This window comes from Blautia sp. aa_0143 (assembly GCF_004167315.1).
GTDB classification, from domain to species: domain Bacteria; phylum Bacillota; class Clostridia; order Lachnospirales; family Lachnospiraceae; genus Blautia_A; species Blautia_A fusiformis.
The window spans coordinates 129,095-141,784 of sequence record NZ_RCXU01000005.1 but is presented as its reverse complement, the minus strand read 5'-3'; the positions used below and the strand labels follow the sequence as shown (position 1 = coordinate 141,784).

General features: G+C 44.7%; 13 protein-coding genes. All 13 read right to left on the bottom strand.

The window, feature by feature from the left end; all coding sequences use genetic code 11:
- A partial coding sequence (locus EAI83_RS17405; RefSeq protein ID WP_205164725.1) for a hypothetical protein occupies positions 1-194 on the bottom strand: 194 nt, incomplete at its 3' end.
- Positions 195-259: 65 nt separating this feature from the next.
- Positions 260-502 carry a hypothetical protein gene (locus tag EAI83_RS03855; protein ID WP_015525915.1) on the bottom strand — a complete coding sequence of 81 codons (243 nt, stop codon included), beginning with the start codon at positions 500-502 and terminating at the stop codon, positions 260-262.
- Positions 503-626: 124 nt separating this feature from the next.
- Positions 627-2,000, bottom strand: coding sequence for a DNA repair protein RadA (gene radA, locus EAI83_RS03850; protein WP_021650957.1), 1,374 nt, complete (start codon positions 1,998-2,000; stop codon positions 627-629).
- Positions 1,994-2,407: a hypothetical protein gene (locus tag EAI83_RS03845; RefSeq protein ID WP_015525913.1), complete on the bottom strand. Its 414-nt coding sequence runs from the start codon at positions 2,405-2,407 to the stop codon at positions 1,994-1,996. Before EAI83_RS03845 ends, radA begins: the two co-directional genes overlap by 7 nt.
- A 96-nt stretch (positions 2,408-2,503) precedes the next feature.
- Positions 2,504-4,969, bottom strand: a complete 2,466-nt coding sequence (locus EAI83_RS03840; protein ID WP_015525912.1) for an ATP-dependent Clp protease ATP-binding subunit — start codon at positions 4,967-4,969, stop codon at positions 2,504-2,506.
- Positions 4,970-4,980: 11 nt separating this feature from the next.
- Entirely contained in the window at positions 4,981-5,358 is a 378-nt protein-coding gene (locus tag EAI83_RS03835) for a GntR family transcriptional regulator (RefSeq protein ID WP_015525911.1), read from the bottom strand.
- Between the two features lie 72 nt (positions 5,359-5,430).
- Positions 5,431-6,204, bottom strand: a complete 774-nt coding sequence (locus EAI83_RS03830) for an SseB family protein (RefSeq protein WP_129974633.1) — start codon at positions 6,202-6,204, stop codon at positions 5,431-5,433.
- Positions 6,205-6,389: 185 nt separating this feature from the next.
- Positions 6,390-7,664, bottom strand: coding sequence for a phosphoribosylamine--glycine ligase (gene purD / locus EAI83_RS03825; RefSeq protein ID WP_022426209.1), 1,275 nt, complete (start codon positions 7,662-7,664; stop codon positions 6,390-6,392).
- A gap of 32 nt (positions 7,665-7,696) precedes the next feature.
- Positions 7,697-8,320 carry a phosphoribosylglycinamide formyltransferase gene (purN, locus tag EAI83_RS03820; protein WP_015525907.1) on the bottom strand — a complete coding sequence of 208 codons (624 nt, stop codon included), beginning with the start codon at positions 8,318-8,320 and terminating at the stop codon, positions 7,697-7,699.
- The gene (gene purM, locus EAI83_RS03815) at positions 8,314-9,339 is read right to left on the bottom strand and encodes a phosphoribosylformylglycinamidine cyclo-ligase (RefSeq protein ID WP_015525906.1); all 1,026 of its coding nucleotides are present in this window, start codon (positions 9,337-9,339) and stop codon (positions 8,314-8,316) included. The genes purN and purM overlap by 7 nt, the downstream gene beginning before the upstream one ends.
- 50 nt (positions 9,340-9,389) lie before the next feature.
- Entirely contained in the window at positions 9,390-9,890 is a 501-nt protein-coding gene (gene purE / locus EAI83_RS03810; protein WP_015525905.1) for a 5-(carboxyamino)imidazole ribonucleotide mutase, read from the bottom strand.
- Positions 9,891-10,013: 123 nt separating this feature from the next.
- Complete coding sequence (locus tag EAI83_RS03805; protein WP_412122915.1) at positions 10,014-12,095, bottom strand: aminopeptidase; 2,082 nt, start codon at positions 12,093-12,095, stop codon at positions 10,014-10,016.
- Complete coding sequence (locus tag EAI83_RS03800) at positions 12,076-12,687, bottom strand: HD domain-containing protein (protein ID WP_021650961.1); 612 nt, start codon at positions 12,685-12,687, stop codon at positions 12,076-12,078. Before EAI83_RS03800 ends, EAI83_RS03805 begins: the two co-directional genes overlap by 20 nt.
- Positions 12,688-12,690: the final 3 nt, after the last annotated feature.

Below are 12,690 nucleotides of genomic sequence, written 5' to 3'. Positions count from 1 at the left end.
GTAGTATCCCCCGACGGAGTCCCTGCCCGGAGCGATGCCACCTTCCTCTGGCGTCCCTCAACCACATCCACCCACAAAACCTCAAAAACCCCACCGACTGCATCCACTCCCCGGACCGATGCCACCTCCCTCTGGCGTCCCTCTCCATCCCAACAAAAAAAACGGCACCCGGCAGTTCCAACACTGCCAGACACCGAAACCAAAACACCCGTCAAACAGACCTATACAATATATAATCAACATTCGCTATCCGCTCAACTCAATTACCACCAGAAAGTTCTCTCAGCAACTCAAGATCGCTGGCCTGCACTTTAATATTCGTAGTCAGCTTCTCACCCTCAGGGCTAATATACGTCACCTCAAGAATACTCCCCTCACGAATCCCCCGCCGGGAAACCGCACTACAAAATGCCGGAAACTTCGGATGATTCTGTTTAAATGTATTCCATGCATTCATAACCTTCATCATATTTCCAATATTTCCAATATTACCAATACCCATAACCAACACCAGCCTTTCCCTTACTATCATCTATGTTTTTTTATCTATTAACCCAAACACAGCCGCCGTACAAACCATACAGCGGCTGACCACATGATCCTATTCAAAATAACCTGCCGGGAACTCACAACCCTCTGATAAAAGAAATCGCATCCCGGATCCCAGCCACATAAACCAATTTAATTCCTTTAATACTCTCTGTAGCCGTCCGGTTCACCTCAGGAAGTATCACCGTCTCAAACCCAAGCTTTTTCGCTTCCTGCACACGCTGTCCGGCCATACTCACTGCACGAACCTCGCCACTCAGACCAATTTCACCAAACGCCATCACAGAATCCGGGATCACGATCTCCTTCGCACTGGAAATAATAGCAAGACAAATACCCAGATCGATCGCCGGCTCTGTCATCTTCATGCCACCCGCAATATTCACATAAGCATCCGAAGCAGCAAGATGAACTCCCGCCTTCTTCTCCAGAACCGCCATCAAAAGATTCACACGATTAAAATCCGTACCAACTGCTGTTCTTCTCGGAATTCCAAAATTACTCTGACACACCAGAGCCTGAATCTCCACCAAAATCGGTCTCGTCCCCTCCATAGAACATGCAACAACAGACCCCGAAGCATTCTCCGGTCTTCCATTCAAAAGGAACTCGGAAGGATTCTTCACTTCTTCAAGTCCGGAATTCTGCATCTCAAAAACACCAATTTCATTGGTAGAACCAAAACGATTTTTCACCGCACGCAGGATCCGGTAAGAAGCATGCCTGTCTCCCTCAAAGTAAAGCACAGTATCTACCATATGTTCCAGTACACGAGGACCTGCCACATTTCCCTCCTTGGTCACATGACCCACGATAAAAATGGACACTCCCATACCCTTAGCGATCTGCATCAGTACATTGGTAGATTCCCTCACCTGAGAAACACTTCCCGGTGCAGACGAAATATCTTCATGAAACATCGTCTGGATAGAATCCACAACAGCTACATCTGGTTTCGTCCGCTCAATGATCTCCCGGATATTTTCAAGATTCGTCTCACAGAGCAGTTTCAGTTTATCATTAAACGTTCCAAGCCGATCTGCCCGGAGCTTGATCTGTCTGAGAGACTCCTCACCAGAAATATACAAAACAGAAATCCCCTGTGAAGATAAATTTCTGCACACCTGCAACAACAATGTAGACTTGCCAATACCAGGATCTCCACCTACCAAAACAAGGGAGCCGGGGACGATTCCGCCTCCCAGCACCCTGTCAAGTTCACCGATTCCACAGCTCTGACGTTCATCTGAAGAAAGACTGATATCTTTCAGAACTACAGGCTCCGTTTTCTTTTGTGTAGTTTTAATACTCCCTGAGGAAGATTTTTTGGAAGAAACCGTTTCCTCCACAAAAGTATTCCATGCCTTGCATGCCGGGCACTGCCCCATCCACTTGGCTGATTCATACCCGCATTCCTGACAGAAATAAACCGTTTTTTTATTTTTTAGCATTTTACAATTTTAACTTCTGCTTTGGTGTTCGCATCCAGTTCAACACTGAAAGAAAGCTTGCCGCCCAGGTTTGTGGTCATTGTACCTGTACTTACATCATCAATAAATACCTGATACTCTGTCTCAGCTTCCAGTTCAACAGTAATCTGAGAATCCTCAAAGCCCTGAACCTCAAAACTCATTGCTGTTCCATCCTGCTGAAGATGGAACACACTGGTTCCCGGAACAGACTCATATACGAACATTCCATTACGCTCAAGTTTGGTGATCTCCTTATATGTTTTTACTTTATACATATCTCCCTGATACTGATAATCCGACAATTTGGATTTCTGATTTAATTCATAATCTCCAAAACTGATAGTCCCATTATCTTCTGTGCGGATCAATTCCTGTACCACTGCCATGATCTTATGTCCTCCTGAAATCTTTCGTTGTATAGTTTTAATTTTGTTAATTATAACTTATTTCTGTTTTTTTGGCTATAGAAAGTAATAAAATTCTTACGCTTTCTCCGCATCTTTTACTTCAAAGTAGATTTTCTTGTCTTTGACCTTCACCTGTACGGTATCACCGGCTTTGATCCGACCTTCAAGGATTTCTGTTGCCATCTCATCCTCAATCTTTGTCTGGATCGCACGACGCAGCGGTCTTGCACCGTATTTACTGTCAAAGCCTGCATCTGCGATAAGATCTTTAGCTGCTCCGGTAACTTTCAGTATGATATCCAGCTGTTCCTGACAGCGTTTTTCCAGGTTTTTCAAAAGAATAGTAACGATCTTTCTGATATTTTCTTTATTCAGAGAATGGAATACCATGATCTCATCGATCCGGTTCAGAAATTCCGGCTTAAACATCCGCCGCACTTCTTCCATCACTCCGGACTTCATCCGTTCATAATCACGCTTTTCCGTATCTCCGGACATAAATCCAAGATGTTTCGGTTCCATGATCATCTGCGCACCTGCGTTAGAAGTCATGATAATGATCGTCTGCTTAAAATCCACTTTTCTGCCTTGAGCATCTGTAATATGACCATCATCAAGTACCTGCAGAAGAATATTAAACACATCCGGATGAGCCTTTTCAATCTCGTCAAAAAGAATGACACTGTATGGATTTCTGCGCACTTTTTCGCTGAGCTGTCCACCTTCTTCATAGCCTACATATCCGGGCGGCGATCCGATCATTTTAGAAACACTATGTTTTTCCATATATTCGGACATATCTACACGGATCATTGCCTGCTCACTTCCAAATACAGCTTCCGCCAGCGCTTTGGAAAGCTCCGTTTTTCCCACTCCGGTAGGTCCCAGGAATAAGAAAGAACCTATAGGCCTTGCGGGATCCTTTAATCCTACTCTTCCCCTTTTTACCGCACGGGCAACTGCAGAAACTGCCTCATCCTGTCCGATCACACGTTTTTTCAGAACCTTTTCCAAATTTGCAAGCCTACGGGATTCCCCCTCTGTCAGACGCTGTACAGGTATTTTTGTCCAGTCAGACACAATACCGGCAACTGCCTCTTCATCAACTGTAAGTGGATTTTTCCGATTTTTCCGCTCCGCCTTTCTTCGGATCTTTTCCAATTCTGCTTCCGCCTCATTCTGCTTTGCCTGTGCTGCTTTTGCACCTTCAAGATCTGCATTTATGACTGCCTGTTCTTTTTGTTTCAAAATATCGTGGATCTCTCTTTCCAGTGCTTCTGCTTTCGGAGACGGACGATATCCCGCCAGTTGTACTTTCGACGCTGCCTCATCAATAATGTCAATGGCTTTATCCGGAAGAAACCGGTCATTGATATAACGAACGGACATTTTTACAGCCGCCTCAAGAGCCTCATCCAGAATCTCTACATCATGATGTTTTTCATAATATGGGCGCAGCCCCTTCAGGATTTCAACAGCCTCCTCTTCTGTAGGCTCTTCCACGATGATAGGCTGAAAACGCCGTTCAAGCGCTGCATCCTTTTCAATGTATTTCCGATATTCTTCCAGTGTCGTTGCTCCGATCAGCTGGATCTCTCCACGGGAAAGAGACGGTTTCAGGATATTGGAAGCATCCAGTGCACCTTCCGCTCCACCTGCTCCGATGATCGTATGGATCTCATCAATAAAGAGCAATATTCCCTGCTGTTCGCTTACCTCATCGATCACATTTCGGATACGTTCTTCAAACTCACCGCGATATTTACTTCCTGCGACCATTCCGGAAAGATCCAGAACTACAACCCGCTTATCCTTCACAGTATCCGGTACCATTCCTGTGACGATCCGCTGTGCAAGTCCCTCTACGATAGCCGTTTTTCCTACTCCCGGCTCTCCAGTCAGGCAGGGATTGTTCTTTGTTCTTCTGCTCAGGATCTGGATCAGTCTGGCAATCTCTTTATCCCTTCCCACTACAGGATCCAGCTTACCTTCTTCTGCCATAGCCGTCAGATCTCGGCTATACTGATCCAGAGTTGGTGTTACACTGCTGTTTCTTCCCTTTGAAGCTTTTACAGCCTGGAATTCTTCCGCAATGGCATCGCTGTCCATTCCCATAGCTGTCAGCACTGCCGCATAAAGCTTCTGGATATTTGCACCCATTGTGTACAGCAGTCTGGTACCCACACAGTCTGTTTCTTTCAACATTGCCAGCAGAATATGTTCTGTCCCGACTTCCTCAAAACGCATGGATTCTGCTTCTGCATATGCACCCTCAAGAACTCTTCTGGTTCTCGGACTGAATCCCGGTTTCTGTGAAACAGCCGTATTTCCCGGCGGTGCGATCAGTTTATCGATCAGAGCCATCGCTTTATCAGCCTGGATCCCAAACTCCTCCAGAACTCTTCCTGCTGTGCCCTCCTTTTCTTCTACAAGCCCGACCAGCAGATGCTCCGTGCCGATATAACTATGTCCGCAGGAGCTGGCTGCCTCTTTTGCCAGAGCAAGAACATTCTCTGCCTGTTTTGTATATCGTTCCTGCATGATGTCTCCTCCTATCTGTCTGTGTCATACTCGTCAAAAATCTCGTCCACCAGCTGATGGACTTCTTCTCTTGTTACATTTTTACAGCATCCCCATGCCATTGCTACTGTCAGATTCTGTTTCATTTCTTCCAGTGCTCTGACCTTATCTGCATCTATGGAGATCACCGCTCCCTTTCGCCTGTCAATAGTCACAAAGCCTTCCTGACGAAGCAGCGCATATGCCTTATTCACAGTATGCATATTGATTCCTGCAATGCTTGCAAGCTGCCGTACAGAAGGCAGAGTATCCCCTTCATGAAGCCTTGATGTAGCGATCCCCATTATGATCTGATTGGTGATCTGCATATAGATTGCCTCATCACTGTTAAAATCGATTTCTATCACCATAGGGTAATCTCTCCTCTACAACAGCAAAAGGCTGCACAGTTTCATCCTGGCAGCCTGCTGTGATTTTTGTTTTTATTTACTGATCCCTGCAATCTTCTCTATCTGTTCTTTGTTAAGAACCAGATTAAATCCCATTGGATTTACCACATAAGCGTTTGCCTGCGGAATCATCAGGCTCGGAAGTTTATCTATAGTTACTTTCGCAACACGGAGATTCTTGCCTCTTCCAAATTTCTCAAATTCCATAACATCTGTAAACACAGGCTGCATGATCTTATCCTCTTTATTTTTCAGATACGGAATATGGAGCTTTCCATCTTCTTCCTGCTCTGCATTGATTGCGATCAGAAATTCTGCCTTACGCAGGTTAGCTATCAGCTCTTCTTCCAGCTCACGGATATTTTTGTGCTCTTCCTGTTTTACCGGACGACGCAATTCCTGCATAAAATAGATTCCGGAAAGTTCAAGAGACGGGTTCAGAAACGGTCTCTTTGACGGCTCGATCTTACTCATATCTCTCTGGTTTGCGATCTTTCCGATCTCAATCTCGATCTTCTCTTCTCCGTCGATCCAGATCACACTGTTCACTCCGATCGCGTACAGCGTACCATACAGTCTTGGATAGTCTTTTTTCTCATATTTCATGCCCATAAGAAGGATCTTATCCTCAAGGAGCTGTTTACCATATTCTTTGATCTCTTCTTCTGTGGCAAAAATCCTTGCCTGGTCATTAAATGTTTCTTCATCACAGGTCACATATGGAAGTCTGGTTGCCTGTGAATATGCAACAAATACTTCCTCCCTGTTTCTGAGCTCATGGATTGCTTCTTCTACACTGATTCCCATTTTTCTGTCCTCTCTGCCTCATCACTTGGATGCGACACCTCATCAAGGAAAATGGTTGGTTCCTGTTGTGCCCTGTCAGCATCCAGCTTTTCATGTTCGTAACTACTCACTGTGTTTCATAGTTGTTACTATTGTACAATGAAATCCCTGTTTTCGTCAAGCTGTGCCTGTGAAAAATGACCAACTTAAGCCTCGTCGATAGCTTTTCCGATATCGTGACGCATATACTTGTTTGCAAAGCTGATCCACTCTGTAGCAGCATATGCATTCTTTCTGGCTTCTTTTAATGTCTCTCCTTTGGCAGTGATGCCAAGAACACGCCCACCGTTTGTAACGATCTCTCCATCTTTAAATTTGGTTCCCGCATGGAAACAGTAGTATCCGTCTTTGTCCTTAAAATTCTCAAATCCATGGATTGGGATACCTTTTTCGTATTTTACCGGATATCCATCACTTGCAAGAACAACACAAACTGCTGCATTGTCCTCAAATTTCAGATCGATCTGATCAAGTTTGCCGTCTACACAGGCTTCCATTACTTCAATGATATCATTCTCCATACGCGGAAGAACAACCTGTGCCTCCGGATCCCCAAATCTTGCATTATATTCCAGAACCTTCGGGCCATCTGCAGTAAGCATCAGTCCGAAGAAAATGATTCCCTTAAACGGACGTCCCTCTGCTGCCATGGCATCTACTGTTTTCTGATAAACATATTTCTTACAGAATTCATCTACTTCCGGAGTATAGAACGGACTTGGAGAAAATGTTCCCATTCCGCCTGTATTCAGTCCCTGATCCCCATCCTTCGCACGCTTGTGATCCTGCGCGGATGTCATGGTACGGATCGTCTTTCCATCTACAAAAGAAAGTACGGAAACCTCACGGCCAGTCATAAATTCTTCAATTACCATGGTATTTCCGGCATTTCCGAATTTTTTGTCTTCCATGATCTCTTTTACGCCAGCTTCTGCCTCTGCAAGATCCTGGCAGATCAGAACACCTTTTCCAAGAGCAAGGCCATCTGCCTTCAAAACGATCGGGAATTTTGCCTCGGTCCTTAAATATTCCAAAGCTTTTTCCGGATCATCAAAATTCTCATAAGCAGCTGTAGGAATGTCGTATTTTTTCATAAGATCCTTGGAAAAAGCCTTGGAGCCTTCCAGAATAGCTGCATTTTTGCGCGGTCCGAACACACGCAGTCCCTCTGCCTCAAATACATCTACGATTCCGCCCACAAGAGGATCATCCATTCCCACGATAGTAAGATCGATCTCTTTTTCTTTGGCAAAGGCTGCCAGTTTTTCAAATTCCATTGCTCCGATATCTGCACATTCCGCATACTCTGCGATTCCTGCATTTCCAGGTGCACAGTAGATCTTGTCAACTTTCGGGCTTTTTGCAACACTCCATGCAATTGCATGTTCTCTTCCGCCGCTTCCTACGATTAATACTTTCATCTGTTTACTCCTTTGTTTCATCTGTCTGCTGATTACTTTAAAGAAACAATTCCATCTGTCACTGTGATCTTGTCATTGGCGATAAGATTGATTGCTTCCGGAAGGATCTTCCACTCTGCTTTTTCCATTACACGTCTCTGAAGCTCCTTGGATGTATCTCCGTCTTTTACCTTTACTGCTTTCTGAAGAATGATCGGACCTGTATCCGTTCCGGCATCTACGAAATGAACCGTAGCGCCTGTTACTTTCACTCCTCTTGCGAGAACTGCATCATGAACCTTAAGTCCATAAAAACCTTTTCCACAGAAAGACGGGATCAGGGATGGATGGATATTGATGATTTTGTTGGGATATGCTTCCACCATCATCGGAGGGATCGCAACCAAGTATCCTGCAAGAACAATCAGATCTACCTCTTTTTCCTGAAGCTTCGCCAGTAATGCTTTATGGAAAGCTTCTCGGTCCGGATAGTCTTTCGGTGCGATGCATACCGCCTCTATATCATGCTTTCTGGCTCTTTCCAGAGCATAAGCGGAGGCATTATTACTGATCACAATATCCACTTTTGCATTTGTGATCTCTCCTGCATCAATAGCATCCAGGATCGCCTGAAGATTCGTTCCCCCACCGGAAACAAGAACACCGATCTTTAACATAAGGTCACTCCCTTTTCTCCCTCTTCAATGGATCCTACCACATATGGCTTATCGCCGGTTTTGCGGATAGCTTCCATTGTTTTGTCAACATCTGCAGGATCTACTGCCAGGATCATTCCAAGACCCATATTATATGTATTGTACATCATATGCTCATCAATATTTCCTTTTTCAGCAAGGAGCTTGAAGATCGGAAGTACCGGATAGCTGTCTTTTTTGACAACAGCTCTGGTTCCCTCTTTCAGCATACGCGGGATATTCTCATAGAATCCACCACCTGTGATATGGCTGCATGCATGGATCTTCACGCCAGACTCTCGGATGCTCTTCAGCGCTTTTACATAGATTCTGGTCGGTGCGATCAGTGCCTCTCCCAGAGTTGTTCCAAGCTCTTCATAATAAGTATCCAGAGACTCTTTTGTCATGTCAAATACTTTACGTACAAGAGAAAATCCATTGCTGTGAACTCCTGTGGAAGCCATACCGATCAGGACATCTCCTGGTTTCAGGGCCTCTCCTGTAAGAAGATCTTTTTTGTCAACGACTCCTACTGCAAATCCGGCAAGGTCGTACTCATCTTCCGGCATAAGTCCAGGATGCTCTGCTGTCTCACCACCGATCAGAGCTGCCTCAGACTGTACACAGCCCTCTGCAACACCTTTTACGATCTCTGCGATCTTTTCCGGATAATTTTTGCCGCAGGCAATGTAGTCCAGGAAAAACAATGGCTCGCCGCCTGCACATGCAATATCATTTACACACATGGCTACAGCATCGATTCCGATGGTATCATGCTTGTCCATAACCATGGCTACCTTAACCTTGGTTCCACATCCGTCTGTTCCGGAAACCAGAGTAGGCTCTTCCATATCTTTGAATTTCTCCATGGAAAATGCACCTGAGAATCCACCGATTCCTCCAAGTACCTCCGGTCTCATTGTCTTGGCAATGTGCTTTTTCATCAGCTCTACTGATTTGTATCCTGCCTCAATATCTACGCCTGAAGTCTTGTAATCCATAATGTCCTCCTTATGACAACACCTTTTTATTTTTATGGTAAAAGATTTATTTAGTAATTTTTATATCCAACTTCCTGAAGCCTTGCGTCTTTCTTCTCAACCTGCTCCTTCAGATCCTGACTGTAGGCTTTCAGTCTGGAAAGAAGCTCTGCGTCGGAAGTTGCAAGGATCTTGGCAGCAAGAAGTCCCGCATTGGCGCCACCATTGATTGCTACTGTGGCAACCGGGATACCGCTTGGCATCTGTACGATTGAGTAAAGGGAATCTCTTCCTCCCAGAGATGTTGTATGCATCGGAATACCGATCACCGGCATCGGAAAGATTGCCGCACACATTCCCGGAAGATGAGCTGCCATTCCTGCGCCTGCGATGATAACTTTGAAGCCTTTTTCTTCTGCTGTCTTTGCATACTCGAAAAATACATCCGGTTCTCTGTGTGCGGAAATGATCTTCATTTCATAATCAATCCCCAGTTTCTCCAGGATATCTGCTGCTTTGCTCATAACCGGCATATCTGAATCACTACCCATTACAATTCCTACTTTTGCCATTGTGTTCTCCTTTCATGGTACACTAACTGAATATTAGCCTGTGTCCTTTGACTATTGTTATGGTTATTCTACGTATATTCTCACTTTCTGTCAATACGATCGGAAAAACTGTAAATTTACTAATTAACTTATATTATTATTTAATGGAAGATTCTCAAAAGGACGGTTTAATTCCTCTGTTCCCGGAAGAACAAACCTTCCGTTTTCGATAATGGAAAGCATTTCTCCCTCATCATCGATCACCCGGATACTTCCAAGCTCATCATAAGGTATCGTAATATCTGTATGACAGCCATAATAAGCAAGGCTTACGTCATCCTTTCGCATCTCGGAAATCTCATTATCCCTGGCGATGATTTCTTTTCCATCCGGATTATATACCGGTGTATCCTCTGCCCAGCTGTAACAGGTATCGCCCACAGCAAAATGCGGTCCCATTTTTTCTGCGATCAGGATCGGAAGCTTATCCGCAATTCCGTATTTCAGCGCCGCCACATAAGCTGTGGTATTTGTACCGATGGCAAACTCTCCCATGGGGATCTTCGGATGGTGGTGGAGGATATTATCTTCAATATATTTCCGGTTCTCTTCTTCGGTTTTAAAATTCGAGCAGGTGTAATCAATAACCTGGCCGCAGTCAAATACCAGCTTCAGATCCCGGAACTGAAGACCGTTCAGATATACTTTTTTCACATGAAGGATTCCGCCTGTGCCTGCCAGCTGCGGAGATGTAAAGACTTCGCCCACCGGAATGTTCACATCTGCCACACAGTTCTCAAAATTCGTCTGTTTCTTCGGATCTGTCAGTTCATGAAGATGGATCAGAAGATCCGTCTCATTGTCTCCACGTCCTTTGACTTCCACCCACTCACAGGTATCCAGGGTATTGATGATCGTCTGCTGGATTTCCTGATAGAGATGGTAATCCAATGTATTGATCTTTACGATCTCACGGAAAATTTCCTCATAATTTCCACCAATCTCAGGAACCGGATATGCAATGATCGTAAAACTTCTCTCATCACCTTTGATGTATCGGTTTACGATCTGTCCGGATTCATTGTCAAGTTCTGTCTGAAGCTTCTGCTGTGTCTCGCTTAATGCATAAGCTTCCGGTTTACTTATCGGAGAGAAAGGATTTTCTCCAAATGTATCAATGCAGGCCGGACCGCCATGTACTTCTGCCAGTTCTCTGTACTTCTCATAGGAGGTCTGCATAGCACGAAGTTTTCGCTGAACAAAATCCCCATCCAGGAACAATGCACTGTCCTGACGATGATCGTAATCGTACTGCGGATTGGCAACGCCGCCTGTATAGCCTACTCTCACGGCGCCTCTCTTATTTACCACATGCGTTGCATGGCGATAGATCACCGGCTTCAGACCCATTTTTTCAAACTGGAGGATCGCTGCTTTTACCATCCGTTCAAAACCAAGACTATATCGGATATTTACTGTTTTCTTTTTTGTGATATCCTTCCGTCCGGTGATAAATCCGATCCGATAGCCTTCTGTATAGGTAGAAGCCATCTTATCGATCTCTTCCTGAGAAAGGGAGTTCAGAAACTCTGCAACTCCTGTTTCATTCTCTGAAACAAACTCGCCATAGCGATACAGATATCTCAGATCCGAAAGATCCGAATTCATGATGATATCTGCTGCAAAGTCAAGCTCCGGATCTACACCTTCCCGTATCCTCTGCTCCATCATATCCTGGCAGTAATCATTTACATAGGAACGGAGAATCCCCTCCACTGTTGCCGCCTCCGGAAGTTCTTCCTCACAAAATGCAGAATATACTTCCAGAAACAGTTCCATGGATACAGTCATATCCCACAGCCTTTTCTCATGAGCATAAGCTACAGTTCCTGCGATCTCTGCATACAGAAAACTGAAGGCTTTTCCATATTCTCCCATCTGCTGTACTGCATACGCCGGATTTCCATAGCTGCTTTCATAATTTTCCGGGAGGATATCCTGATAAAAGCAATGATTTCTCTCTTTCAACACCTCCATCGTAAGCTCTGCTGCGCTCTCATCCATCACATCTGCTGCCATGGAAAGAAACTTTGCCCTGTTTCTGAAAAAATCTCCAAACGGTTTTTTTACGGTTTCTTCTGTTATGATCTCACGGATCCGTTCCTTCGCAAGTCCATAACGTTCTTTCATGCATTCTTCCAAGACTTCATCTCCCATCTTTTTCATCATCGATCACATGCCCCAGGGCAATGTGTTTGTCAACGAGTTCTTTCATATATTCCCAGATCACTTCAGAACCCTCTCCTGTTTTCCGGTTTCTCTTATAAATCTGACTTTTCTTCACCTGATGCTCTTCCCAGCTTTTTCCGTTGGAAGCATCATTTAGAAACAATGGCTGACAATTATCTAGCACATGGGCAAATTTCGCCTCCGGGGTTTCGTAAGCCTCAAACTCCTCCCATAATGCTTTTAACCACTGTCCCTGATCTTCCGGCAATAGTCCATAGATCCGTTCTGCTGCCTGCTTCTCCCTGTATTCCTTGGTTGTCGCTCCTTTTTCATCATATGCATAGGTATCACCTGCATCGATTTCTACCAGATCATGCGCCAGTACCATAGGAATCACCTTCGAAAGATCCACTTCCTCATTGGAATATTCCTTTAAAAGCACCGCCATCAACGCCAGATGCCAGGAATGCTCCGCATCATTCTCTTTCCGCTTTCCGTCTGCAAGATATGTCTGTCGGAAAATATTCTTGACTTTATCTATCTCCATAATAAAGTCCAGCTGTTTTTTTAAGCGTTCTTTTTTATCCATCTG